Consider the following 23807-nt stretch of genomic DNA (forward strand, 5'->3'; position numbering starts at 1 on the left):
TTCGGCCGGAAAATTAAGGATTTTCCACTTGCCAATCGCGGATGAACCCGACGAGTGCGTCCAATCCATCGGTTAACGCTGCCGGGCCGGGCGACAGGATCAACGGCGATTTGATCTCGAATATTTGACCGTTTTGCACGGCGGGAATCGTTTCCCAGCCCGGTCGCGCCGCGACTTGCTCCGGGCGAAACTTCTTGCCGCACCAGGAGCCGATGATGATGTCTGGTTTGCGCTGCACGACTTCCATCGGGTCGGTGATGATGCGGTTACCGGCCAGAGATTGGGAAGACAGCTCCGGAAAGCTATCCTCGCCGCCTGCGATTTCGACGAGTTCCGACACCCAGCAGATGCCGGAAATCATCGGTTCGTCCCATTCCTCGAAATACACGCGTGGCTTGCGCGGCATATCGGCAGCCGCCGCGCGGATGGTCTCGACGCGTGCCGCGAGTTCATGTGCCAGCGCTTCGCCCTTGCCCGGCTCGCCGACCAGCGCGCCTAAAGTTGCGACCATGCGCAGGATGCCCTCTACGCTGCGATGATTGAACACGTACACCTCGACCCCAGCCTGGATCAGGTCGCGTGCGATGTCGCCCTGCAAATTGGAAAACCCCAGCACGAGATCCGGCTTGAGATCGAGGATGGCTTCGGTCTTGGCGCTGGTGAACGCAGAAATCTTCGGTTTTTCCTTGCGCGCTTGCGGCGGGCGCACGGTGAAACCGGAAATGCCGACGATGCGGTCCTGCTCGCCCAGCAAGTAAAGCGTTTCGGTCGTTTCTTCGGTGAGGCAGACAATGCGTTCGGGGTAGCGGATGGTCATGGCAGCAGATAGTCCAGTTTTGCCCAGGCGCGCTCGTCGGCGGGAAGGCCGAAGCGCAGGCTGGAGGTTTCGGTAAACAGGCGGGTAAGGATGCCGAGGCGCGCGAGTTGGCTGTGAATTTCTGCTGCCTCAGACGTCTGCACCCACTGAAACAGGGCTGTTCCCCCGTCCGGTTTCAGGCCGTGGCGGGTGAGCAATTCGGCGAGCTGATGGCTTTGCCCTTTAAGCCAGAGCCGTTGTTCCGCCTGCCATTCTAGGTTAGCGAGTGCTCGCTGCGTTACCCAGCGTGTCGGGTTGGCCACGCTCCAAGGCCCGAGCTTCTCGTGCAAGTTTTTCAGCAGCGCATCCCAAGCTAGAACAAAGCCGGCGCGTATGCCGGCCAGTCCGAAGAACTTGCCGAGTGAGCGCAGGATAATCAGATTCGGTAATCCGGCATGCGCCGCCAGGCTGTATTCCGGCGTGGCGTCCATGAAAGCTTCGTCCACGATCAGCCAGCCGCCGCGCGCCGCGAGTTCGGCATGCCATTCCAGCAGTGCCGGAGCGGCAATCAGTCGGCCCGTAGGGTTGTTGGGATTCGCCAGCACCAGCACGTCCAGGACCATGCCGGGTTCGTAATTCAGGATGATTTCTACTGCATGGCCGGCCTGCCGCCATGCGTGGGCATGCTCGGCGTAAGTCGGACTCAGGATGCCGACGCGGCAGGAAGGACGCAGCCATGGCAATGCCTGGATCGCCGCCTGTGAACCGGCACAAGGCAGCAGATGTGTCGTCCCATAGTAATTGGCTGCCGCCGGCAACAGGCCATCCTCGTCTTCCGGCAAGCGCAGCCAGCATTCGGGCGGGATAGGTGGCACCGGATAGCCGATGGGATGAATGCCGGTGGAAAGATCCACCCACTTGTCGAGCGGGATGCCATGTTCGCGCGCAGCTGCGGCCAGTTTTCCGCCGTGTTCAAGCATGAACAAACACTCCGGCGATCAAGGCAAGTGCCAGCCAGAGGTAAACGCCGTGTCTGACCAACTTTAAGGCGCGTTCGATATCGCCTGCCTGCGGAGCTTCGCCTACACCAAGTTCTGGGCGCTGATGCCATTCACCGTGGTAGCGCGCCGGACCGCCGAGCTTGACGCCCAATGCGCCCGCTCCGGCCGACATCACTGGCCCGGCGTTGGGGCTGTCCCATGCCGGGGCCTGTTTTTGCCAGCAGGCAAGCGCGAGGCGAGCCTTGCCCAGCACGGCATAGGTCAGGGCCGTCAGTCGCGCCGGGATGTAGTCCAATACATCGTCCAGCCGCGCTGCCGCCCAACCGTACATCAGGAAACGTTCGTTCTTGTAGCCCCACATCGCATCCAGCGTGTTGGCGAAACGGAACAGCAGCGCACCCGCGCCGCCGAAGATGAAAAACCAGAACAGCGCGCCGAACACGCCGTCGTTGCCGTTTTCCAGCACCGATTCCACGGTGGCCGGGATCGGGTCGATGGCGGAGGAGTCGCGGCTGACCATGTACGAGGCGGCCGTGCGCGCTTGCACTTCGTCGCCGGCCTGCAAGGCGCTCGATACGGCGCGTGCATGTTCGTGCAGGCTGCGATGGCCGATGGCGAAACAGAGCAGCAACACATCCACGACCGGGCCGATGCCGGGCAAGCGACACAGCCAGAAAGCGGCCGCGCCGAAAGGGATCAGCAGCAACGCTACGCCCACGACGCCAAAAAGCCGTGTGGCAGATTTCGCGCGACGCGATTCCGGATTGAGCCACGCGGCGACGGCGTTGGCCAGCCGGCCGAACCCCACCAGCGGATGCCAGCGGCGCGGCTCTCCCAGCAGGTGATCGAGCGCCACGGCGGCCACGGCCAGCAGCGGGGTTATGGGATAATGCAAGGATGAAATCATTAATGGTTCAGGGTACGACCTCGGATGCCGGCAAGAGTACCTTGGTCGCCGGATTGTGCCGGGTATTGTACCGCAGGGGCCTTCGCGTTGCGCCGTTCAAGCCGCAGAACATGGCGCTCAACTCCGCAGTGACGGCCGACGGCGGAGAAATCGGCCGCGCACAGGCGGTGCAGGCGATGGCATGCGGGCTGGAGCCGCATTCCGACATGAATCCTGTGTTGCTCAAGCCCAATAGCGATACCGGCGCGCAGGTGATTCTGCAAGGCAAAGTGGCTTTCAACCTGGAGGCGGGTGCCTATCATGGCTACAAACCTCATGCGATGCGTGCGGTGATGGATTCGTGGCAGCGCATGGCGGCGCAATACGAGTGTGTGCTGGTGGAAGGCGCCGGCAGCCCGGCCGAAATCAACCTGCGCGAGAACGACATCGCCAACATGGGCTTTGCCGAAGCCGCCGACTGTCCGGTAGTGCTGATCGCCGATATTGACCGCGGCGGCGTGTTCGCCCATCTCGTCGGCACATTGGCGCTGCTGTCCGCGTCGGAGCAGGCGCGGATCAAGGGGTTTGTCATCAACCGCTTTCGCGGCGATATGGGGCTGCTGCAACCGGGCCTGGACTGGCTGATGCAGCATACCGGCAAGCCGGTGTTGGGCGTATTGCCCTATCTGCACGGATTGCATATCGAGGCCGAGGATGCGCTGCCACATTCTTTTGCCGCTCCAAAGGCCTCCGGTGCATTGCGCGTTATTGCGCCGGTCTTTCCACGTATCAGCAACCACACCGATTTCGATGCGCTGCGTTTGCATCCGCAAGTGGATTTTAGTTTCATCGGGCCGGATTCGCCGATTCCTGCTTGCGATCTGATAATTCTTCCCGGCAGCAAAAGCGTACGCGACGATCTCGCCTGGCTGCGTAAACAAAAGTGGGATGCCGCGATCGCGCGTCATTTGCGCTACGGCGGCAAGGTGCTCGGCATCTGCGGCGGCTTCCAGATGCTGGGTAAGGCCGTGCATGATCCTGACGGGCTGGAAGGCGTGGGCGGAAGCGCAGTCGGACTGGGATTGCTGGACATGGAAACCACGCTGATGCCGGAAAAACAGTTGCGGCGCGTACATGGTGAGTTGATGCTTGAGCGGGCAATAATCGAAGGCTATGAAATTCATCAAGGCATCAGTCGCGGCGCGTCGTTGGCGCACCCGCTGGTACAAATGGAAAGCGGCAGCGATGGTGCGATTTCCGAGGATGGACATGTGATCGGCACCTATTTGCATGGGCTGTTCGATCATCCAGATGCATGTGGCACCTTGTTGCGTTGGGGCGGGCTCGCGGATGCGGAGGTGGTCGATTACCGCCGGCACCGCGAAGATCAGCTTGACCGGTTGGCGCAGGCGATAGAAACGCACCTCGACATGCCGCGCATGCTGCAAATCCTTGATGGCAGCACCGGCACTACTCCTTGAGCGTCAGCGGCAAGCCTGCAGCGATGAAATGAACATGCTCGCATGCCGCCGCCATTGCCTGATTCAGTCTTCCCTGCTCATCCTGAAAGCGGCGATTGATCTCGCCGAGCGGAACGATGCCCATGCCGACCTCGTTGCTGACCAGAATGATTTTCCCCGGCAGCGTCGGCAGCAGATCAAGAAACGCGGTGCGTTCCTGCTCCCAGCTGCCGTCCTGTGGAGGCTTGCAGTCCGGGCATATCCATTGCGCCAGCCATAGCGTCAGGCAATCGACAATGACGCAGTGGCCGGAGGCGGCGCGCGCTTTCAGCGCGGCGGTCAAGTGAAAAGGTTCCTCGAGGAGACACCAATGGTCGGGGCGGCGCTCCTGATGGTGGCGTATGCGCGTGGCCATTTCCTCGTCCCAGACTTGCGCGGTGGCGATGTAGGTGACCGGAAAGCCGGAAAACTCCGCCCGCTTTTCCGCGAAAGCGCTTTTGCCGGAGCGGGCGCCGCCCAGTATCAGTTCTCGCATGATTCTCTCCTTACCATTCCACGCCGGGCATGGCCTGTACCCCGGCCTCAAAGGCATGTTTCACAGGCTGCATTTCGGTGACGGTGTCGGCGATGGCGACCAGTTCCGGCAGCGCGCCGCGGCCAGTCACTATGACATGCTGCATCGGCGGACGATCCGTCAGGTCGTCCAGCACGGTGTCGAGATCGAGATATTTGTATTTGAGGACGATATTCAACTCATCGAGCACCAGCACGCCGATGGAGGGGTCGTTCAGATGTGTCTTGGCGATGGCCCAGCCCTGCTCCGCTGCGGCAATGTCGCGCTCGCGGTTCTGCGTTTCCCAGGTGAATCCTTCGCCCATCACATGCCAGGTGACGTCAGGATGACGTTTGAAGAAGGCTTCTTCTCCGGTGTCGGAGCGTCCTTTGACGAATTGCACCACCGCCGCTTTCATGCCGTGCCCCAGCGCGCGGGCCAGCAGCCCGAAGGCGGCGGTGGATTTTCCCTTGCCGTTGCCGGTATTCACCAGCAACAGACCCTGTTCGGTGTTCGCGGCCGCAATCCTGCTGTCGATCAGGGCCTTTTTGCGCGCCATGCGTGCGGCGTAGCGCGCCTCCCGTTCAGGGTCGGATTGCATCACGCCTGCTTGCGGGCGTTACCGCGCACCAGCGCGAAAGCGACATGCACGATCAGTGCGATGCCGGCCCAGAACGCGAAGGAACTCAGCGTGTGCGGGAAGTATTGCACTAGACGCGTACCGAATTCGGCCAGGTTTGTCTCGGTAAAGCGATCCGAGAAGAAGTAGAAGCCGCCGCTGGTGAAAGCTTCGGCCAGAGTAATGCTGACAACCAGGCTAGCCACCAATGCCGGCAGCGCGCGCAGGCTGAAGCTGTAACGCGTCGCAAACCAGCGGCCAGCCAGCCACAGCGTGCCGTAGGCCGGCAGCAGGAAGCCATAGGCCGGGCTCACGCAGAAAGCGCTGACGCCACCGAAGGCAACCGCGATGTAGTCGATAGCGACGACTTCCGCCAGCAGCGCGCCAAATGCCCAAGCGCTACGCAGGTAAAAGCCAGCCAGGAAAAACACAACCCAGGTCGCCGGCGGCAGATTCAACGCGGTAGCAAAGTGATGGCCATGCGTGGCGGCAATCAGTGCACCCAGCGCGATGCCGATCCAGATTTGGTGGCGTTTTTCGAGATTCATCATTAGTTCTCCTTATGTTCGATTTGCAGGATTGTACTCCATGCAAAGGTTATTTCGGCTGCCAGCGCAGGCCGACGAAGAGGCTGGTGCGCGGCGTGTTGTAATAGGTTCCCGTCGAGGTGCTGGCGAGGGCGTAGTCGCGGTCGAACAGATTGTCCACGCGTGCATTGACCGACCAGTCATCATCGAGACGGTAATTGGCCGTGAGATTGACCAGCGTATATCCGGCGAGCCGCAAGGTATTCGCAGCATCGTTGTAGCGGTCTCCGCTGACGATGACTTCCCCGGTCACTTCAAGGTCGCCCATGGTCCTGCCCAGCCAGAAAGTCGCATATTGGCGAGCGCGGCGGACGAGGATGTTGCCGGTGTCGTCATTCTTGGGGCTCAGCACATCCAAATTGGCGCGAGCATGATAACTGCTGAACCAACCCTCGTATGCGAGCGTTGCACCCTTGATCGTCGCATTGCCGACATTGACCGGAAAGTCGTTGTTCAAGCCTTGCGTGCCGACGATGAGGTCTTCAATCTTATTGTGATACATCGTGGCTGAAACGCGATGATGCCCTTGATCGTAAGTCAGCGTGATCTCCTTATTACGAGAAGTTTCCGGTTTCAGGTCGGGATTCCCTTCATAAGTAAAGTGCGGGCCTGCTGGGTTAAGAAAATCAATAGGACCAAAATCCTGAAACGGCCAGTAAAGATCGTTGAACGTAGGCGCACGGAAGGCCGTGCCTACATTACCTGAAATGCGCCAAGCGTTATCGAGGCGATAGCCGTAACCCAGATTCTCCGTTTCGTGGTCGCCGAACTGCGAGTTGTCGTCACGCCGAATACCCGCGCGGAAGGCGTGAGGACCGGATTCGAGAATGTAGTTGGCGAGCCATCCGTTGTTGCTGCGGTAGTCACGAGAAAAGTCGGTGCTGCCGTCCACGCGATCTTCCAGCCTGTCATAGGCCAGTGTCAGTGTACCGGCCGGCAGTATGAGGTCGTTTTGCCAGTAATACTGTAGTTGTTTGGTCCGCAGAGTGGACGTGCCAAAGGCGCCGACGCTGCTCAAGTCGTCCATGCTTTCGCCGATCTTGAGGTGGCTGGTCCAGATATGCGTGAAGCGGTTGTCGCTGGTCAGCGCGAAGATCTGCTGGCGGGTATTCTGGTAAGCATCGAAATTGCTGCTGTCGTATTGGTTGCTGCCCTTGCTGTGGAAAAACTGGAATCCAAGCTTGTGTCCCTCGGCCAATTGTCGGGTAAGGCGGCCCGAAACGCTCAGGTTGCGGTAGTTGTCGTCGTCGCCATCCTGGCCGGCGCGGGTATCCAGGGTTGAGAACCCATTCGTATCGATCGAGCTCGCGCTTAGTGCAAAACCCGTCCCATTTATCTCGCCCGCTGCGCTGACGCTTGCCTTACGTGTGTTATAGCTTCCATAACCGAGGTTGGCTGAAAAGGCGGGCTTACCTTCCGCCTTGCGCGTGAAAATCTGGATCACGCCACCAACCGCATCCGAGCCGTATAGGCTGGAAACCGAGCCGCGCACGATCTCGATGCGCTCGATTTGCTCGGTGGGAATCTGTTCCAATGCCGTGGTTCCGTTGGTCGCCGAGCCCATGCGCATGCCGTCGATCAGGACCACGACGGCTTGCGAGTGCGTGCCGCGGAGGTGGACATTGGACGTGGCGCCGAAACCGCCGTTGGATTCTATCTGAACGCCAGGTTGTGTGCGCAGCAGCTCGACGAGGGTTGATTGCCCTGCGCGCTCGATTTCCTCGCGAGTAATGACGGAAACGTCACTCAGAACGCTATCCCGAGGCTCTTCGATGCGACTAGCGGTAACGACAACGTCGTTGGTATAGATGGATTCTTGCGCCTGGGCGGAAAAAGCGGCTAATGCACCGGCAATTGTTGCCGGAATGAGGTATTTCATGATGATATCCCTGCTGCGCATGCGACCCCGCATGCGATATAAAATACGGAAACCGCAAGGGATTCAAAGAGATCAAGATGGGGAAAGCGCGTGAGCGTGCCCAAGCCTGAACACCGACACCCCGCGGTAATTCCAACGTTTGGTTGCGCAGGCCGGTCTCCGGGCTCGCAAGTTTTGGTTCATCGCCTTCCCGTGTAAATCACAGTGGCATGTTGATGAACCCGCGCTTGCTTACCGTTGCGGGGGCAGCACAGGTATTTCACCTGTTTCCCGTTTCACCTCGTCGCTGAACAGCGAGTCGGCACCTGACAACTCCCGGCATTCTAGCGGTAAAGGAAAGTCCTTGCCAGCAAGGTGTAGTAATACTTTCACTAAATATTGTTAGCGGTTGACCTTTCAAGGTTTTTCAAATTATAGTTCCAGCATGGAAGCGGATTTGAAAGCGCTGGAAGACAAGGTCGCTCAGCTCATTAGCCTGTGCCAGCAATTGCGCACGGAAAATATCGACCTGCGTCAGGAATTGGCGCAGGCGCAGAATGACGCGCGTCAGTTAAAGGAAAATATGGCGCTTGCCGGAGACCGCATCGAGGCACTGCTGGAAACCTTGCCGGAGGACAGCAATGGCTGAAGCCAAAGGTATTGATGTCAGCATCATGGGGCGCGAGTTTCGCGTTTCCTGTACCGATGACGAATATGAAGCGCTGATGACGGCGGTTTCCTATCTGGACCGCAAGATGCGAGACATCCGCGACAGCGGCAAGGTGATTGGTGTCGAGCGTATCGCCATCATGGCTGCCCTGAATATCGCCCATGAGCTCTTGACCACAAGGAGCGGAGGGTTTGACATCGGGGACTTCAAGCGTAGAATCAATTCCATGCAGGAACAGATCGATCAGGCGGTAGCTGAGCAAAACGAGTTGTTCTGATCTCAGGCCTGCATTCGGACGTAAGTGTTGTAGTCGAGTCTTGCCAAACTAGTGTAGTTTTCGCACCTCTCCCCCGCGCCTTCGTTTGAATGCGGTACTGAAACAAAAAAGTTTTTCCGGTTTGTTCCCTGCGATGTTGCCAGATCATAGATTCCTTGAACCAATATCAAGCATCTGGTTGTGACTTAAAACGAGTGCTGTTGTGCGTGCCCCTTCGCGGGCGTGCCTGATGCGCTCCCGTTACGACCCCCTGGTCTCCCAGGTTCAGGATGCCGATCTGGCGGCATTTGCGGGGAACTCCTAATTCTCGCCCCAGGTATCCCATGCGCTACTGGTTAATGAAGTCCGAGCCCGCGGACGTTTCCATCGACGATCTCGCCTCCTTCCCCAACCAGACCGTAGACTGGTATGGCGTGCGCAACTATCAGGCGCGCAACTTCATGCGCGATCAGATGCAGGTGGGCGACGGCGTTCTGTTCTATCATTCCAACTGCGCCGAGCCGGGTATTGCCGGCATCGCCGAGGTGAGCAAACAGGCTTATCCCGACCGCACGCAATTCGATCCCAAGCACAAGTATTTCGATGAAAAGGCCACGGCGGAGAAGCCGCGCTGGTTCAATGTGGACGTGAAGCTGGTCCGCAAGACGCGACTTTTGAGTCTCAAGGAGCTGCGCGAAACGCCGGAGCTGGCGAATCTCCGTATCTTGCAGCGCGGCAACCGATTATCCATTACGCCGGTCGATCCGCGCGATTGGGAAATCATTCTCGACAAGCTGAAATAGCCATGGCGCAACGTTATTCGGAACTTAGCCAGGAACTGATCCAGTTTATCTGGAAGCAGCAGATGTTCTTTGTCGCCACGGCGCCTGCCGATGGCTACGTTAATCTCTCGCCAAAAGGGCTGGATTCCCTGCGCATACTAGACCCCAATACGGTCGTATGGCTTAACGTCACCGGCAGCGGCAATGAATCCGCCGCGCATGTGCTGGAAAACGGACGCATGACCATCATGTTCTGCGCGTTCGAGGGCAAGCCGATGATCCTGCGCCTGTATGGCAAGGCGCGTGTTATTCACCAGCGTGATGAAGAATGGGATGCCATGTTTGCCCATTTCGATGGCCTGGCCGGCGCGCGACAGATTTTCGTGCTGGATATCGAGCTGGCGCTGACTTCGTGCGGCATGGGCGTCCCCTTGTTCGATTATCACGGGCAGCGCCAGCAGCTGGTCGAGTGGGCGGAAAAGAAAGGCCCGGACGGCCTGGAAGAGTATTGGGAACGAAAAAACCAGGTCAGCCTGGATGGCAAGCCGACCGGGATTTTCTCTGACGATTAGCGACGAGTCGCTTACTAACCCAGGAACAGCTTGTACGCCGGGTTCTGGCTTTCGTCCCAATACACGTAGCCGAGCTTATCCAGAAATTCCTTGAACGCGGCATGCTCCTGCTGCGGCACCTGAATACCGACTAGCACACGGCCGTAATCGGTGCCGTGGTTGCGGTAGTGGAACAGGCTGATGTTCCAGTTGTGCCCCATGTTTTCCAGAAACTGCATCAACGCGCCTGGGCGCTCCGGGAACTCAAAGCGGAACACTACTTCGTTTTTCACCTGTGGCGCATGGCCGCCAACCAGGTGACGCAGGTGCAGCTTGCCCATTTCGTTGTCGGTCAGATCCAGCGCTGGAAGATCATGCCGTTCGAGCATTTCAACCAGCTTGGCTGATTCGCCCTGCTGGTGCGTGGTGACACCGACGAAAATATGCGCCTGAGCCGGATCCGAGTAGCGATAGTTGAACTCGGTGATGTTGCGGTGGCCGAGCAGGCTGCAGAACTTCTTGAACGAGCCCGGTTTTTCGGGAATCGTGACGGCGAGCACCGCTTCGCGTTTTTCGCCGACCTCGGCACGCTCGGCGACGAAGCGCAGGCGATCAAAATTTGTGTTGGCGCCGGATGCGATGCCGATCAGGGTCTTGTCGTGCAGTTTGTTTCGCTTGGCGTACTCTTTCAGCCCGGCGATTGCCAATGCGCCCGAAGGTTCGAGAATGGAGCGCGTATCCTCGAACACATCCTTGATCGCGGCGCAGATGGCGTCGTTGTCGACCAGGATCATCTCGTCCACGTATTGCTGGCACAGGCGAAAAGTTTCGACGCCGACCTGCTTGACCGCCGTGCCGTCGGCGAACAGGCCGACCTGGTCGAGCGTTACGCGCTCCCCCGCGGCGAGTGAGCGCGTCATCGCATCGGCATCGATGGTTTCGACGCCGATGATCTTGGTTTCCGGGCGCAGGCGCTTGATGTAGGCGGCAACGCCGGAAATCAGGCCCCCGCCGCCCACGGCGCAGAAAATGGCATGGATGGGATCGGGATGGTCGCGCAGGATTTCCATCGCGATCGTACCCTGTCCGGCGATGACATAGGGGTCGTCGTAAGGATGCACGAAGGTGAGTTTTTCCTGCTTCTCCAGCTCCAGCGCGTGGGTGTAGGCATCGGAGTAGGAGTCGCCCGCCAGAACGACTTCCGCGCCCCGGTTTTTCACTGCTTCCACCTTGATCATCGGCGTGGTAGTCGGCATCACGATGACCGCGCGGCAGCCCAGTTTCTGCGCGGCGAGTGCCACGCCTTGTGCATGATTGCCCGCACTGGCGGCGATTACGCCGCGCTTCAATTGGGCAGGCGTTAAATGCGCCATTTTGTTGTAAGCGCCGCGCAGCTTGAAGGAAAACACGGGCTGCATGTCCTCGCGCTTCAGCAGCACCGTATTGCCTACGCGCCGCGAAAGATTGGGCTGCGCGTCCAGCGGGGTTTCCACGGCGACATCATAGACGCGGGCGGTAAGGACTTTTTCGAGGTAGTCGTTTTTCATCGATGGGCGGGGCGTGTATCATTGAGTTATTGGTTAATCCAGCGATTATAAAGAAAACGCAAGCGCGAAAGGGTAAAGAATGGCAACGCAAGACGAACTCAAACAACAGGTTGCACAAGCAGCCGTGGCTTATGTAAAGGGCGGCATTATCGGTGTGGGCACCGGCTCGACTGCCAACTTCTTCATCGACGAGCTGGCCAAGGTCAAGCACAAGATCGACGGCGCCGTAGCGAGTTCCGAAGCAACCGCCCAGCGCCTGCGTGCACACGGCATCGAAGTATTCGATCTCAACAGCGTGAGCGGCATGGAAATCTATGTCGACGGTGCCGATGAAATCACCGAGCACCTGCATATGCTGAAGGGCGGCGGCGGCGCGCTGACGCGGGAGAAGATCGTAGCGGCCTGTGCCGGCAAGTTCATCTGCATCTGCGATGCTACCAAGCTGGTGCCGGTGCTGGGCAAGTTTCCGCTGCCGGTGGAAGTGCTGCCGATGGCGCGCAGCTATGTGGCGCGCGAACTGACCCGCATGGGCGGCCAGCCGGTGTTGCGCGACTTCACGACCGACAACGGCAACGTGATTCTGGACGTGCACGGCCTGACCATCCTCGATCCGGTCGCAACGGAAGCCCAGATCAACCAGATCGTCGGCGTCGTGACCAACGGCCTGTTCGCAGCGCGGCCGGCCGATGTATTGCTGCTGGCGACCGAAAATGGCGTCAAGACTTATACTCGCTAAGGCTGCAACAAAAGTGTCACAGTGGCGGACTAAACTGCTAGGTTGACACTCATTCTAAAGGACCACTTCATGCAATCCGAACATACCTCCAAGCAATACGATGCCGAACTCGAGTCCGTCCGCGCCAAGGTGTTGCAGATGGGCGGGCTGGTCGAGCAGCAGATTGCCCAGGCGCTGGAAGCGCTCGTCAGCGCCAATCCCAAGCTTGCCGACGAAGTGATCTCCAACGACCATCGCGTCAATGCGCTCGAAGTTTCGGTGGATGAGGATTGCAGCCATATCATCGCGCGTCGCCAGCCTGCCGCCGGCGACTTGCGCATGATCATGATGGTGGTGAAGACCATCACGGACCTGGAGCGTATCGGCGACGAGGCGACCAAAATCGCGCGCGTCGCACAGAAAATCTATGAATCCGACCGCATGTACTCGCCGCGCTTCACCGAAATCAAGAACATGACGGCGATGACACGCGAAATGCTGCGGACTTCACTGGATGCATTCGCGCGTCTGGACGTCACCAAGACAGTTGAGGTGGCCCGCCAGGACGAGCAGGTGGACGAGCATTTCCGCGCCATCATGCGCCAGCTCATCACCTTCATGCTGGAAGATCCGCGCACGATTTCTATGTCGCTGGAAGTACTGTTTGTCGCCAAAGCCATCGAGCGCATCGGCGACCACGCCAAGAACATCGCCGAATATGTGGTGTACATGGTCAAGGGTAAGGATGTGCGACACACCAGCGTGCAGGAGATGGAGCGCGAAGCACTGCAGTAATCCGGTTGCGGGCAGGCATGAATCCGTCAATGAGCTTGCCCGCAATCATTCCTTCTGACCGTTTATACGGAGCCTCGGCATTGACCAAGAATGCGATGCCTTCCGAAATCGCTGCGGTCGATCTCGGTTCTAACAGTTTCCGCCTGCAAATGGCGCGGCTGATTGACGGCCAACTGGTTTTTCATGATTCCTTACGTGAAATGGTGCGGTTGGGTGCGGGCTTAAGCAAGGACAAGTTGCTCGATGCCGACTCCCAGACGCGTGCCATCGAGTGTCTGAAGCGCTTCGGCGAACGCCTGCGCGGTTTGTCGCCGAGCGGTGTCCGTGCCGTCGCCACCAATACCTTTCGCGTTGCCAAAAATGCCCCCCAGTTATTGAAGGAGGCGGAAGCCGCGCTCGGTTTCCCGATAGAGATCATCGCCGGGCGCGAGGAGGCGCGGATGATTTTCGTCGGCGTTACGCACGGGCTGACGACGGAAGCGCAAAAACGGCTGGTTATCGATATCGGCGGCGGATCGACCGAGTTCATCATCGGCAGCGGGTTCGAGCCGCAGGTGATGGAAAGCCTGTACATGGGCTGTGTCAGTTTCAGCATGAAATATTTTGCCGATGGCCGGCTGAGCGAGGGCAATCTCAGGCGAGCCGAAATCGCTGCCCGAGCCGAAGTGCAAGGCATACGCCGCACTTATACCGCTGGGCACTGGGAAGAGGCGGTTGGCTCTTCCGGTACGGCGCGTGCGCTGGGCGAAGTGCTACGAACGCACGGCTGGAGTGACGGGCAGATTACCCTGCAAGGCCTGGAAAATCTGCGTCATCTACTTCTGAAGGCCAAGGACATCAAAAAACTCCAGCTGGAAGGCCTGAGCGCCGAGCGCTTGCCTTCTTTCCCCGGCGGTTTCTGCATCATGCTCGCTGCCTTCCGGGAGCTGGGGATAGAGCACATGACGGTGGCCAGCGGCGCCTTGCGCGAAGGCGTGCTCTATGAGCTGGTGGGCCGCATGCATCATCACGACACGCGCGAGGCCACCGTGGCGCGGTTCAAACGCCGCTATCATGTGGATGCGCAGCAGGCGCGCCGTGTGGAGTCTCTGGCGCTGAATCTTTTCAAACAGGTGGCGCACGGAATGAAAAGCGGTGAAATAGCCGGGCGCTATCTTTCCTGGGCGTCGCGCCTGCACGAAATCGGTACCTCCATCGCGCATAGCGGCTATCACAAGCATTCATCCTATATCGTCGAAAACGCCGACATGCCCGGATTTTCGCGCATGGAGCAGCAGACCCTGGGTTTGCTGGTGCGCTGCCAGCGTCGTTCGTTGCCGAAGGCGCTGCTGCCTGCACTGGAAGACGATCGCTGCGCGCTGATCGCCGCTCTGCGGCTGGCGGTGTTATTTCATCGCAACCGCATGGATAGCGCGTTGCCCAGATTATCGTTCGATTGGAGTCGTGCGGGGTTTCATCTGACCGTAGACGCCGAGTGGCTGAGCAACAACCCGCTGACCGAAAGCGCGTTGATTGCCGAAACCGCTTACTGGAAAGACGCCAGTATCAGCTTTACGCTGGGCTGATCGGCACTTCATTCACGACCAGCTCCTGGCCGTATATGCCAAGCAGGCGCTGCTGGGCGTTGAACGGCGTGCCGCGTGAGCTTTTCAGGCGATAACTTCCTTCCTGCAGCATTTCCCACGCATTGGTGTTGTCCTTGAGGTAGGGCTGCAGTCCTTCCTTGATCACGCGTTTTTTCAGCTTGGGGTCGAGCAGCGGGAAGCAGGCTTCGATGCGGCGGAAGAAATTGCGGTACATCCAGTCGGCGCTGGCGAGGTACAGGTCTTCGGCTTTGTCGTTGTAGAAATAGAAAATGCGCGTGTGTTCCAGAAAGCGGCCGACGATGGAGCGCACGCGAATGTTTTCCGACACGCCGGGAATCCCGGGGCGCAGGGCACAGACGCCGCGCACGATGAGGTCGATCTGCACGCCGGCGGCGGACGCCTCGTATAGCGCGGCGATGATTTCAGGGTCGAGCAGCGCGTTCATCTTGGCGATGATCTGGGCTTTCTTGCCGGCGCGGGCGAATTCCGCTTCATTCTGGATGGCCTTGACCATTTGCTGATGCAGCGTGAAAGGCGATTGCCACAGGTGCTTGAGCTTGCTTGCCTTGCCGAGGCCGGTCAGCTGCGCGAAAAGAGCGTTCACGTCCTCGCAGATATCTTCATTGGCGGTCAACAGGCCGAAATCGGTGTAGAGACGCGCCGTGCGCTGGTGGTAGTTGCCAGTGGAGAGATGCACATAGCGGCGCAGGCGATCTTCTTCGCGCCGTACCACCATCGCCATCTTGGCGTGCGTCTTGTGGCCGACGACACCGTAGACCACATGCGCGCCGGCGTTTTCCAGCTTGGCGGCCCAGTTGATGTTGGCTTCCTCGTCGAAGCGCGCCATCAGCTCCACCACCACGGTGACTTCAGTGCCGCGCTTGGCGGCCTCGATCAGCGAACTCATCAGGGTGGAATCGGCGCTGGTGCGGTAGATCGTCATCTTGATCGCCAGCACATTGGCGTCGTTGGCCGCCTGCTGGATGAATTCGACGACGGGGTTGAACGACTGGAAGGGGTGATGCAGAAGGATATCGCCCTTGCGGATCGCCTTGAAAATATCGTCCTGCTTGACGATTTCCTTGGGCATGCAGGGAATGAAAGCCGGAAACTTCAGGTCGGGGCGATCCACCCAGTCCGGCACCTGCATCAGACGCACCAGATTGACCAGGCCGTTGACCTGATAGAGATCGTCCTGCTCCAGCCCGAACTGGCCGAGCAGAAATTCCGACATGGCCTGCGAACAGTTATCGGCCACCTCCAGGCGTACCGCATCGCCATATTGCCGGTGCGTCAGTTCGCCCTGCAAGGCGAGCCGGAGATCGGTCGTGCTTTCGTCGTCCAGCGAGAGTTCGCTGTTGCGCGTGACACGGAACTGATAGCAGCCGCGCACGTGCATGCCGGAAAACAATTCGCCGACGTGGGCGTGCAGGATGGACGACAGGAACACCAGTCCGTACTCTTGCCCGGCGATCTCCTTGGGCAGGCGGATCACACGCGGCAAGGCGCGTGGTGCCTGCACGATGGCCATGCCGGAATTGCGCCCGAAGGCGTCCTTGCCTTCCAGTTCTACCGCAAAGTTGAGACTTTTGTTGAGTACGCGCGGAAACGGATGCGAAGGGTCGAGCCCGATCGGCGTCAGGATAGGCATCAGTTCGCGGAAGAAGTAAGCGCGTATCCACTCCTGCTGCGCCTCGTTCCAGTGCGTGCGGCGCAGGATGCGGATGTCCTGCTCCGCCAGGCGCGGCAGGACGACATCGTTCAGTACCTGATACTGACGCGCCACCAGCTGATGGGCTTCGGCACTGACGCGGGCCATCACCTGGCGTGGTGTCAGTCCATCCGGCGCGGTACTGGGCGCGCCGAACTCGATCTGCTCCTTGATATCGGCGACACGCACCTCGAAAAATTCGTCGAGGTTGCTGCTGACAATGCACAGGAATTTCAGCCGTTCCAGCAGCGGGTTGCGCTCGTCTTCTGCTTGCGCCAGTACACGGCGGTTGAACTCCAGGATACCGAGTTCGCGATTCAGAAAGTATTCCGGCGACATAGTGAGCTTAGGCGGGGCCATCTAAAGCTCAGCAGCGTAACAGTGCTATGTGACGGATTTGTGACAATCCTGTTATTGCGCGGGAGGCACGTAGCCGGAAGCCTGCTCCGCGCCGCCGCCGAAGAAGTAAGCCTCGGTCTGTTCCTTCAGGTATTGGCGGGCACGCGGGTCGGCCAGGCTGAGGCGATTTTCGTTGACCAGCATGGTCTGGTGCTTGAGCCAGCCCGCCCAGGCTTCCTTGGAGACGCTTTCATAGATGCGTTTGCCGAGTTCGCCGGGGTACGGCGGGAAGTCCATGCCTTCCGCTTCGCGGCCGAGTTTTACGCAGTTCACCATTCTTGCCATTTTGAATACCTCAGGACGATTCTTGAAAAGGGACATGATAGCCGATGCTGCATGGCAGGGCGAGGCCGCAGCGGTGATGCTGCGGTGATTTACCCCTCACCCCGCCCTCTCCCACAAGGGGAAAGGGCGTCGAGAGGCTTAGAACTCGCCGCGTACTCCGAGCATCACGGAGCGGCCACCCAATGGTGCGATATCCTTCAGAACGGACGTATGCTCCCGCGCTTCTTCATCCAGCAGGTTGGTTGCTTTCACGAAAGCGTCGAGATGCAGCTTCGTCGGCAGGTGATAGCTGACGGTGGCATCGACCATCGTGTAGCCGTCGGTCGGCAACTCGTTGTCCGCAACGCGGTTCTGGCCGAACGTGCGCGTCACATCCAGGGCAGCGTCGAAGCGGCTGAAGGAGTAATCCAGCCCGAAGCCGAGACGCAGGGGTGAAATACGCGGCAAGGGGTCGCCGGTACGGCGGTTGGTGGCACGCACGTAATCACCCTTGAGGCGCAAATCCAGCGCACCGACGCCTTCGTACATATGGAACTTGCTAGCAATCTCCATCCCCTTGAACACCGCCGGTACGGCCTGGATCTGCGATTCCGGCAATTCGCCGCTGACGTTGTCGATCAGGCCATCTTCTGTGCGCAGGTTGCCGGTCAGCAGCGAGGTGATGTAGTTATCGAAGCGCGTATAGAACCCGCTTACGCTGAAGTTGTTGCCGCCCTTGCGCCAGCGCAATTGCAGGTCCAGGCCGTTCGATTTTTCCACCGAAAGGCTGCGGTCGCCCACTTCGTACTGGCCGGTAGCCGCGTGCGGTCCGTTGGAGAAAAGCTCATAGTATGTGGGCGCTCGCTCGCTGTGCGAAACATTGCCGGCCAGCGACCAGGCAGAGTTCAGATGATACAAGGCGCCGCCGGAAAAGCTGGTGGGCGTGAAATCCTGGCTTTCGGCACTGCCGAAACGCGGCGTACCCGGATTGTTGGGGTCGTCAGGACCGCCGCCGATGGAGGAAACCTTGGCACGCTCGACGCGTGTGCCGAAGGAAAGCTTGAGCGCTTCGTCGAACGCCGCGATGGGCCACTCTTCGTAAATGTACGCAGCACGGGTGTCGGTTTGTACTTTGGGAATCAGCGCTTCCTCCCCTTCCGCGCTGAAATCGCTGCGATGGAATTGCAGGCCAATCACGCCGCTGAGCGGGCCGATCTTGCCGTGCGAGGCTTCCAGCGAGCCTTCCCAGCCGCGATTCTCGAAGGTCGTGCCGACTTCGCCGTCATCGATTTCCTTATGCTCGTAGTCCACGCGGGCCAGCCGCATCTTTACGCGGCTGATGACCTCGCCGAGGTCGCGTGCTTCGCCTGCCAGATCCCAGCGCGTGCTGTTCATGTCGATGCGCACGGTGGGTTCGGCCACGGTGCCGTAATTGGAGTTGAACGTCGAGAACGAAATCCCGGCGTAACCGTGCTCGAAGGTCAGGGATGCGCCCAATGCGCCCCCATCACTTTGCGAGGAGCTATTGCGCAGGGTGCCGCGCGATTCATTTGGTTGAGGATCGGCTGCGCGCAAACGCGAGGAGCGTGCAAATCCGGGAATATCGAGATCGTCGGTGTCGCGGGTATAACCGTCTGCATGGATGGCGAACAGGCCATTGCCGGCTTCGATCAGCGCGGAAGTGCTGCGCTGCTTGTCGGCTCCGCCGATGCGGGCTTCGGCACGGCCGCCTATGCCATCGATAGGATCGCGCGGGATGCGGTTGTCGATGGTATTGACCACGCCGCCGACAGCGCTGCCGCCATATTGCAAGGCCGCCGGACCGCGTACGACATCGATCTGTTCAACCGTCAGCGGATCGAGTGGAACCGCGTGATCGGGACTGAGCGAGGAGGCGTCGATCAGGCCGATGCCATTCTGCATCAGGCGGATGCGGTCGCCGTCGAGCCCGCGGATCACGGGGCGCGAAGCATTGGGGCCGAAATAGCTGGAGTGGACGCCGGGCGTGCCGTTCAGGGTTTCGCCCAGCGTGCTTTCCTGCTGGAGCATCAGTTCGCGGCCGTTGAGTACGGAGACGGGCGGAACCAGTTCATCTATTGCGCTGCCGAGAGGATTGGCGGTGACCGCCGTCGTCGGCAGTTCGATGTGCATGGAGTGGTCGTGTTCGTCTTCTGCATGCGCTGGCTTGGCCAGCACGGCAAGAGCGGCGGCAAGCGCAATGGATAAAGCACGCGCTCGCGGCGCGTCGAATAAAGGATTCATGGCATTTCTCGCTGAAAATCAAAATGGAACGCCGGGCCCGCAGGGACCGGTCGTAATTTTTAGCCTGTCGGGCAGGCGTTTGATCCTTCAGGAGAAAACGGGAGGTGCGCGGGCGGAATATGCGAGAAGATAAAGTGGGCAAACCGTGACGGTTTGCGCCGCAACGGCAAAGTATTCGCCAGTGGATGGCGGCAATACGAATGTCGCAGAGGGTACGGCGCTCGCCAGTTTGGCGTAGACCACGCACTGCTCGCAGGCGGCGGTACTGTGGGTCTTCTTGTCCTGTTGCTGTTCCTGCGTGTCCGCATAGTGCGAGATGGCGTGCATCGCCGCGCCCTGCTGGCCGAGGCCGAACAGGAATGCAAGGGTGAAAATGAGAAACATGCGCCGCAACATGGGCGGAATTCTAGCAGATAAGTCTGAGGAATCGGCAGCCGGTACTAAATGCAATTACTTGAAGAGGCTGGGAATATGCTCCGGCGGCAAGGGCTTGCTGAAAAGATAGCCTTGCATCTGGTCACAGTCGAAAGCGCGCAGATAGGTTAATTGCTCTTCCGTTTCCACGCCTTCTGCGATGATTTCCAGCTTGAGGATGTGGCCGAGCTGGATGATGGCGCGGACGATTTCCTGATTGTCGGTATCTTCGCACAGGTCACGCACGAAGGTCTGGTCGATCTTGAGCTTGTCCACCGCGAGGCGCTTGAGATAGGCCAGGCTGGAATAGCCGGTGCCGAAATCGTCGATGGACAGTTTCACGCCGATTTCCTTGAGAGTGTGCAAGGTTTTGATCGATGTCTCGGTATCCTGCAGCAGTATGGATTCAGTCAGCTCCAGTTCCAGCGAGGAAGGCGCGAGGCCGGTTGTTCTGAGCGCTTCGGCTACCGTCTCCACGATGTTGCCGTGCCGGAATTGCACGGCCGACAAATTCACGGCCATGACGAGATCGGGCAGCCCCTGCTTTTGCCACATCACCGCCTGCCGGCAGGCTTGCTCCAGCACCCATTCGCCGATGGGAATGATCAGCCCGCTTTGCTCCGCAACCGGAATGAACTGTCCCGGCGGAACGAGTTCGCCATTTGCATGTTGCCAGCGAAGGAGTGCTTCCATTCCGATGATTCGGCCGTTGCCGATGTCGATCTGCGGCTGATAATGCAATCGGAAATCCGGATTGCGCAGGGCGCTGTGCAGGTCGGTCTGAATCTGCATGCGCCGTTTGGCATCGATGTTCATCTGCTGCGTGAAAAAGCGGTAATTGTTGCGGCCGCTCTCCTTGGCGCGGTAGAGCGCAATGTCGGCATTCGTCCGCAAAGTTTCGAAATCGGCGCCATCGCTGGGGTACATGCTGATGCCGATACTGAAGGACGTGTGCAGCGTGTTGTTCCCGATATCGAAGCTCTCGCAGGCGGCATCCAGCATTTTCTGAGCGATGCGGCCAGCCTGTTCGATATCGGCGATATTGGGCAGCAATACGACGAACTCGTCGCCCCCCTCGCGGCTGATGGTGTAACTGGCATCGAGGCATTGCTGCAAGCGTTTCGCCACGCTCACCAGCAGCTCATCGCCGAGCGCATGCCCCAGGCTGTCGTTGATTTCCTTGAAGTTGTCGAGATCGAGAAACAGCATGGCGAGCTTGTTGTCGTTCGCGCTCGCGATGGCACTGTCGAACCGCGCGCGCAGCAGAACGCGATTGGGCAGCCGGGTCAGGGGATCGTGATGCGCCAGAAAGGCAAGCTTGTCTTCGGCAACCTTGCGTTGGGCATGCGTTCTTAATGTGCAGATGCCGAACGCAAGATCGTCGGCCATTTCTTCCAGCAGTTTCACTTCTTCCGGAAAGAAACTGCAGGGCTCTGCCGAATAAATTGCCAGAGAGCCGAATGCTGCCCCGCCTTCCTTGAGCGGCAAGGAAATGCTGGATTGATAACCGCGCTGGATGGCCGCTTCCCGCCAAGGCCGCATCCTGGGATTGGTAAGGTAATCCTGGTTGACCGAGGTGCGGCATGTACGGATAGCCGTGCCCGTCGGGCCGCGTCCGGCATCGGTATCCGCCCACGATATATGGATGCTGTTCAGATAATCCTGTCCGTAGCCGTATTCTGCGACCGGCCGTACGGTTTTTTCCTCATCGTGTTCGGCAAATCCCACCCATGCCATCAGGTAACCGCCGGTTTCGACGATCAGGTGGCAGATATCGTCGAGCAGCTTCTGCTCGTCCTGCGCATGAATCAGGATCTGGTTGCACAGGCTCAGCAAACGAAGTGCACGATTCAGGCGGGCTTGAGCACCCTCGGCGGATTTGTGATCCGTGATGTCATGTATCGTGGAAACCACCGCAATCGCATCCGTTGGGTCCGCAGAAGGGATGGGCTGGGAATTGACCGATATCCAGATCAGGGTGCTGTCCGGGCGATGGAAGCCCATGATGACCTTGTGCTGCGGCTGTCCGGTACGCAATGCGACCATGGGAGGGTATTCGTGCGCCGGGAATGGGCGGCCGTCCTCGTATATCGTTTGCCAGATCGGCGAATTGGAAGTCAGTCCCAGCATTTCTTCCGGCGATCGGCCGATAATCCGCGCCGCGGCTGGGTTGATAGCGGTAATTCTGCCGTCGACGGATTGGCCGATAACACCTTCGGCCATCACGGTAACGACGGTATGGTAAAGCGATTCGCTGCGTCTCAGCTCTTCTTCGGCACGCTTCAGGTCGGTTACGTCGATGGCTGTCAGCAAAACAAACTCGGTCACGCCGTTATCGCCAGAGACCGGCTCCAGCATCCAGTCCCAGTACATGACTTCCTCCTGGCTGGGCAAATGATGCCGCTGCGCCGTGATGCTAGAAGAGTGCCCCGTATCGATGGTTTTTTCCAGCAATTGGCGAGTTTCCAGGAATTGCGGGACATTATCCGGAAAAAGCTCGGAGTAATGACGACCTGCGAATTCCATGGCGCTTTTGCCGAACAGGCGTGCGTAGCTGTCATTGACGCGGATGAAATGACAGTTGCGATCGAGTATGGCGAGAGAAAATACCGGCCGTGCGAAAATGGCTTCGATAAACTTGAACTGAGTGCGCGTCGCGTCCTGGCATAACAGGCTGTCAGTCAGGTCACCTGACATGAATGGGGATATGTCGTTCGGCATTCAGTTCGTCGCCATCATTACATGTATTTGTTAGGAGAATATTAAACCCATACTCAGAGTATGACTAAAAGAATATCTTCTTAAACCGAGCGACACAATCGCAGAAAATATTTTTGCGATCTTAAATGATTTTGCTGGTCTATTTCAGCCAGATTGAATATTGCATTGGATGCGAAACCATAACTATCCATATTGATAGTTTTTTTCGGGATTGCATGAAGGCATACTGGAGAAATCAAGAGCCGGAGGCATGAATGCTGGACGACAAGAGTAATGACCGTGATACGGAAAACGACGACGACCTGACGGACTCGCTGAGCCGGCTGTTCGAAGTGAACGCAGAGAATTTCCCATATCCCGTTCTGTTGGCGCGTGCGGACGTGGGGGACACCCTGCAACTATTGCCGCATCCGGATAAGGATACGCTGCTGGTGTTCTACCGAGAGCAGGTCGCCGGCTATATTTCATTGCACGGTCACGCCGGCTTTGTCGAGCGCGCGCGGAACGGCGAGCGCTATGAAGCGGTGATCAGCGAGAATTACGGTGGCCGCTGCCGGGTACTTGTCCGGCGAGTCAATTAACTGTTGACCACGGCTCCATGCGCCTGCTCGTCGGCGCGATAGCTGCTGCGCACATCAGTTCAGGCGGCCTGGTGAGTCTTTTCGCCAGCGACTGTTCTTCAAAACCCAGGTATCGTCCCAGGGTTCCCCATTCGAATAAGCACTATAAAATTAAATAAGCATGTTTCAGATACGTTAATTTAAAAAATAATTCGAATGCCAATGAAGTTTTTGCCCGTTTTTTTGACTGTAATGGTCAGCCTTTCCGGATGTGCATCCGGCACCAACAAACAAACTGTCCGCATCTGTGATGAGCAAGGCTGTTCAGATCGCCCTCGCAACTCATCCACATTTGTTCCCGGCTCCTCCGTCACGCCGGAAGAAAAGCAGAAGATCCGGCAACTCACCGCGCTGGCAGAGAAAGACCCTCGCGCAGCCTTTGATCTTGGGCTGAGGTATTTTCGCGGCGATGGCATCACCCGCAACTCATATCAAGCGCTGACCTGGATGCGCCATGCAGCAGAACGTGGGGATGTTGATGCCCAGCTGGCAGTTGGTCGCTTTTACCTGATGGGCCTGGAAGAAATGGGTTCCGACCCGGCTGAGGCTGAATCCTGGCTGAGCATGGCTACAGCCAAAGGCAGCCAGGAAGCACAGACACTGCTGAAACAGGCACAGGAAGCCAAGAGAAATGAAGTGGAATACCAAAAATGGCTGAATCTTTACCGCCCCGATTGGTATGGATACTGGTATAGCGGATATGCCTACCGCAGTTACTGGCGCGGCTCGGCTTGGTATTTTTATTGATTACCTC

23 protein-coding genes, 1 other RNA gene and 1 riboswitch are annotated in these 23807 nt (G+C 58.7%); of the genes, 11 read left to right on the top strand and 13 right to left on the bottom strand.

Features of this window, described 5'->3' with window-relative positions; genetic code table 11:
* Window positions 1–13 precede the first annotated feature (13 nt).
* Genes A7976_RS07425 through cbiB form a run of 3 tightly spaced genes read right to left on the bottom strand, consistent with a single transcriptional unit; the run spans window position 14 to window position 2704 of the window.
* Complete coding sequence (locus tag A7976_RS07425) at window positions 14–817, bottom strand: cobalamin-binding protein (protein ID WP_067109527.1); 804 nt, start codon at window positions 815–817, stop codon at window positions 14–16.
* Window positions 814–1776 carry a threonine-phosphate decarboxylase CobD gene (cobD, locus tag A7976_RS07430; protein ID WP_067109530.1) on the bottom strand — a complete coding sequence of 321 codons (963 nt, stop codon included), beginning with the start codon at window positions 1774–1776 and terminating at the stop codon, window positions 814–816. The genes A7976_RS07425 and cobD overlap by 4 nt, the downstream gene beginning before the upstream one ends.
* Window positions 1769–2704, bottom strand: a complete 936-nt coding sequence (gene cbiB / locus A7976_RS07435) for an adenosylcobinamide-phosphate synthase CbiB (RefSeq protein ID WP_067109532.1) — start codon at window positions 2702–2704, stop codon at window positions 1769–1771. The genes cobD and cbiB overlap by 8 nt, the downstream gene beginning before the upstream one ends.
* 2 nt (window positions 2705–2706) lie before the next feature.
* Between cbiB and A7976_RS07440 the strand changes: the two genes are divergently transcribed.
* Window positions 2707–4164 carry a cobyric acid synthase gene (locus tag A7976_RS07440; RefSeq protein ID WP_205633477.1) on the top strand — a complete coding sequence of 486 codons (1458 nt, stop codon included), beginning with the start codon at window positions 2707–2709 and terminating at the stop codon, window positions 4162–4164.
* On the opposite strand, the gene cobU is transcribed toward A7976_RS07440, so the two are convergent.
* Genes cobU through A7976_RS07460 form a run of 4 tightly spaced genes read right to left on the bottom strand, consistent with a single transcriptional unit; the run spans window position 4154 to window position 7781 of the window.
* Window positions 4154–4681 carry a bifunctional adenosylcobinamide kinase/adenosylcobinamide-phosphate guanylyltransferase gene (gene cobU / locus A7976_RS07445; protein ID WP_088178404.1) on the bottom strand — a complete coding sequence of 176 codons (528 nt, stop codon included), beginning with the start codon at window positions 4679–4681 and terminating at the stop codon, window positions 4154–4156. The two genes, A7976_RS07440 and cobU, sit on opposite strands and share 11 nt — an antisense overlap.
* A 7-nt stretch (window positions 4682–4688) precedes the next feature.
* A complete protein-coding gene (gene cobO, locus A7976_RS07450) occupies window positions 4689–5297 on the bottom strand; it encodes a cob(I)yrinic acid a,c-diamide adenosyltransferase (RefSeq protein ID WP_067109540.1) in 609 nt (202 codons plus the stop codon).
* Window positions 5297–5866 (bottom strand): cobalamin ABC transporter, encoded by a 570-nt coding sequence (locus tag A7976_RS07455; RefSeq protein WP_067109543.1) that lies wholly within the window; start codon window positions 5864–5866, stop codon window positions 5297–5299. The genes cobO and A7976_RS07455 overlap by 1 nt, the downstream gene beginning before the upstream one ends.
* A 46-nt stretch (window positions 5867–5912) precedes the next feature.
* A complete protein-coding gene (locus A7976_RS07460) occupies window positions 5913–7781 on the bottom strand; it encodes a TonB-dependent receptor domain-containing protein (RefSeq protein WP_067110214.1) in 1869 nt (622 codons plus the stop codon).
* Window positions 7782–7913: 132 nt separating this feature from the next.
* Window positions 7914–8105: riboswitch (cobalamin riboswitch) on the bottom strand.
* Window positions 8106–8205: 100 nt separating this feature from the next.
* Between A7976_RS07460 and A7976_RS07465 the strand changes: the two genes are divergently transcribed.
* The 5 genes from A7976_RS07465 to A7976_RS07485 all read left to right on the top strand — a co-directional run bounded on the left by A7976_RS07465 (window position 8206) and on the right by A7976_RS07485 (window position 10040).
* Window positions 8206–8409, top strand: a complete 204-nt coding sequence (locus A7976_RS07465) for a hypothetical protein (RefSeq protein WP_067109552.1) — start codon at window positions 8206–8208, stop codon at window positions 8407–8409.
* On the top strand, window positions 8402–8707 hold the full coding sequence (locus A7976_RS07470; RefSeq protein ID WP_067109561.1) for a cell division protein ZapA: 306 nt from the start codon (window positions 8402–8404) through the stop codon (window positions 8705–8707). Before A7976_RS07465 ends, A7976_RS07470 begins: the two co-directional genes overlap by 8 nt.
* A 122-nt stretch (window positions 8708–8829) precedes the next feature.
* Window positions 8830–9007, top strand: a non-coding RNA gene (gene ssrS / locus A7976_RS07475) — 6S RNA.
* Between the two features lie 23 nt (window positions 9008–9030).
* Window positions 9031–9489, top strand: a complete 459-nt coding sequence (locus A7976_RS07480) for an EVE domain-containing protein (protein WP_067109564.1) — start codon at window positions 9031–9033, stop codon at window positions 9487–9489.
* 2 nt (window positions 9490–9491) lie between these two features.
* The gene (locus tag A7976_RS07485; protein ID WP_067109566.1) at window positions 9492–10040 is read left to right on the top strand and encodes a pyridoxamine 5'-phosphate oxidase family protein; all 549 of its coding nucleotides are present in this window, start codon (window positions 9492–9494) and stop codon (window positions 10038–10040) included.
* A 14-nt stretch (window positions 10041–10054) separates the two neighbouring features.
* Here A7976_RS07485 and ilvA read toward each other — a convergent pair whose 3' ends face one another.
* Window positions 10055–11566: a threonine ammonia-lyase, biosynthetic gene (ilvA, locus tag A7976_RS07490; RefSeq protein WP_067109578.1), complete on the bottom strand. Its 1512-nt coding sequence runs from the start codon at window positions 11564–11566 to the stop codon at window positions 10055–10057.
* A 79-nt stretch (window positions 11567–11645) separates the two neighbouring features.
* Between ilvA and rpiA the strand changes: the two genes are divergently transcribed.
* From rpiA to ppx, 3 genes are all read left to right on the top strand, one after another.
* Window positions 11646–12302: a ribose-5-phosphate isomerase RpiA gene (gene rpiA / locus A7976_RS07495; protein ID WP_067109581.1), complete on the top strand. Its 657-nt coding sequence runs from the start codon at window positions 11646–11648 to the stop codon at window positions 12300–12302.
* Between the two features lie 69 nt (window positions 12303–12371).
* A complete protein-coding gene (gene phoU, locus A7976_RS07500; protein ID WP_067109583.1) occupies window positions 12372–13076 on the top strand; it encodes a phosphate signaling complex protein PhoU in 705 nt (234 codons plus the stop codon).
* 95 nt (window positions 13077–13171) lie between these two features.
* Entirely contained in the window at window positions 13172–14641 is a 1470-nt protein-coding gene (ppx, locus tag A7976_RS07505; RefSeq protein WP_067110217.1) for an exopolyphosphatase, read from the top strand.
* Here ppx and ppk1 read toward each other — a convergent pair.
* From ppk1 to A7976_RS07530, 5 genes are all read right to left on the bottom strand, one after another.
* A complete protein-coding gene (gene ppk1 / locus A7976_RS07510) occupies window positions 14628–16733 on the bottom strand; it encodes a polyphosphate kinase 1 (protein ID WP_067109585.1) in 2106 nt (701 codons plus the stop codon). The two genes, ppx and ppk1, sit on opposite strands and share 14 nt — an antisense overlap.
* 51 nt (window positions 16734–16784) lie before the next feature.
* A complete protein-coding gene (locus tag A7976_RS07515) occupies window positions 16785–17057 on the bottom strand; it encodes an oxidative damage protection protein (protein WP_067110220.1) in 273 nt (90 codons plus the stop codon).
* Between the two features lie 138 nt (window positions 17058–17195).
* A complete protein-coding gene (locus A7976_RS07520; protein ID WP_067109587.1) occupies window positions 17196–19298 on the bottom strand; it encodes a TonB-dependent receptor in 2103 nt (700 codons plus the stop codon).
* Window positions 19299–19385: 87 nt separating this feature from the next.
* On the bottom strand, window positions 19386–19694 hold the full coding sequence (locus A7976_RS07525; protein WP_067109589.1) for a DUF2946 family protein: 309 nt from the start codon (window positions 19692–19694) through the stop codon (window positions 19386–19388).
* A gap of 54 nt (window positions 19695–19748) precedes the next feature.
* Window positions 19749–22433, bottom strand: a complete 2685-nt coding sequence (locus A7976_RS07530; protein ID WP_067109591.1) for an EAL domain-containing protein — start codon at window positions 22431–22433, stop codon at window positions 19749–19751.
* A gap of 254 nt (window positions 22434–22687) precedes the next feature.
* Here A7976_RS07530 and A7976_RS07535 point away from each other — a divergent pair, with 254 nt between their 5' ends.
* Together A7976_RS07535 and A7976_RS07540 are read left to right on the top strand one after the other, a co-directional pair.
* Window positions 22688–23014, top strand: a complete 327-nt coding sequence (locus A7976_RS07535) for a hypothetical protein (RefSeq protein WP_067109593.1) — start codon at window positions 22688–22690, stop codon at window positions 23012–23014.
* 201 nt (window positions 23015–23215) lie between these two features.
* Window positions 23216–23800, top strand: a complete 585-nt coding sequence (locus A7976_RS07540) for a tetratricopeptide repeat protein (RefSeq protein ID WP_205633478.1) — start codon at window positions 23216–23218, stop codon at window positions 23798–23800.
* Window positions 23801–23807: the final 7 nt, after the last annotated feature.

This window comes from Methylobacillus sp. MM3 (assembly GCF_001645185.1).
Taxonomy (GTDB): Bacteria; Pseudomonadota; Gammaproteobacteria; order Burkholderiales; family Methylophilaceae; genus MM2.

Excerpts from the sequence above, each read along its gene's own strand:
- A7976_RS07425 (WP_067109527.1), bottom strand. The coding sequence starts at position 817 with ATGACCATCCGCTACCCCGAACGCATTGTCTGCCTCACCGAAGAAACG.
- cobD (WP_067109530.1), bottom strand. The coding sequence starts at position 1,776 with ATGCTTGAACACGGCGGAAAACTGGCCGCAGCTGCGCGCGAACATGGC.
- cbiB (WP_067109532.1), bottom strand. The coding sequence starts at position 2,704 with ATGATTTCATCCTTGCATTATCCCATAACCCCGCTGCTGGCCGTGGCC.
- A7976_RS07440 (WP_205633477.1), top strand. The coding sequence starts at position 2,707 with ATGGTTCAGGGTACGACCTCGGATGCCGGCAAGAGTACCTTGGTCGCC.
- cobO (WP_067109540.1), bottom strand. The coding sequence starts at position 5,297 with ATGCAATCCGACCCTGAACGGGAGGCGCGCTACGCCGCACGCATGGCG.
- A7976_RS07455 (WP_067109543.1), bottom strand. The coding sequence starts at position 5,866 with ATGATGAATCTCGAAAAACGCCACCAAATCTGGATCGGCATCGCGCTG.
- A7976_RS07460 (WP_067110214.1), bottom strand. The coding sequence starts at position 7,781 with ATGAAATACCTCATTCCGGCAACAATTGCCGGTGCATTAGCCGCTTTT.
- A7976_RS07465 (WP_067109552.1), top strand. The coding sequence starts at position 8,206 with ATGGAAGCGGATTTGAAAGCGCTGGAAGACAAGGTCGCTCAGCTCATT.
- A7976_RS07470 (WP_067109561.1), top strand. The coding sequence starts at position 8,402 with ATGGCTGAAGCCAAAGGTATTGATGTCAGCATCATGGGGCGCGAGTTT.
- A7976_RS07480 (WP_067109564.1), top strand. The coding sequence starts at position 9,031 with ATGCGCTACTGGTTAATGAAGTCCGAGCCCGCGGACGTTTCCATCGAC.
- A7976_RS07485 (WP_067109566.1), top strand. The coding sequence starts at position 9,492 with ATGGCGCAACGTTATTCGGAACTTAGCCAGGAACTGATCCAGTTTATC.
- ilvA (WP_067109578.1), bottom strand. The coding sequence starts at position 11,566 with ATGAAAAACGACTACCTCGAAAAAGTCCTTACCGCCCGCGTCTATGAT.
- rpiA (WP_067109581.1), top strand. The coding sequence starts at position 11,646 with ATGGCAACGCAAGACGAACTCAAACAACAGGTTGCACAAGCAGCCGTG.
- phoU (WP_067109583.1), top strand. The coding sequence starts at position 12,372 with ATGCAATCCGAACATACCTCCAAGCAATACGATGCCGAACTCGAGTCC.
- ppx (WP_067110217.1), top strand. The coding sequence starts at position 13,172 with ATGCCTTCCGAAATCGCTGCGGTCGATCTCGGTTCTAACAGTTTCCGC.
- ppk1 (WP_067109585.1), bottom strand. The coding sequence starts at position 16,733 with ATGGCCCCGCCTAAGCTCACTATGTCGCCGGAATACTTTCTGAATCGC.
- A7976_RS07515 (WP_067110220.1), bottom strand. The coding sequence starts at position 17,057 with ATGGCAAGAATGGTGAACTGCGTAAAACTCGGCCGCGAAGCGGAAGGC.
- A7976_RS07520 (WP_067109587.1), bottom strand. The coding sequence starts at position 19,298 with ATGAATCCTTTATTCGACGCGCCGCGAGCGCGTGCTTTATCCATTGCG.
- A7976_RS07525 (WP_067109589.1), bottom strand. The coding sequence starts at position 19,694 with ATGTTGCGGCGCATGTTTCTCATTTTCACCCTTGCATTCCTGTTCGGC.
- A7976_RS07530 (WP_067109591.1), bottom strand. The coding sequence starts at position 22,433 with ATGCCGAACGACATATCCCCATTCATGTCAGGTGACCTGACTGACAGC.
- A7976_RS07535 (WP_067109593.1), top strand. The coding sequence starts at position 22,688 with ATGCTGGACGACAAGAGTAATGACCGTGATACGGAAAACGACGACGAC.
- A7976_RS07540 (WP_205633478.1), top strand. The coding sequence starts at position 23,216 with ATGAAGTTTTTGCCCGTTTTTTTGACTGTAATGGTCAGCCTTTCCGGA.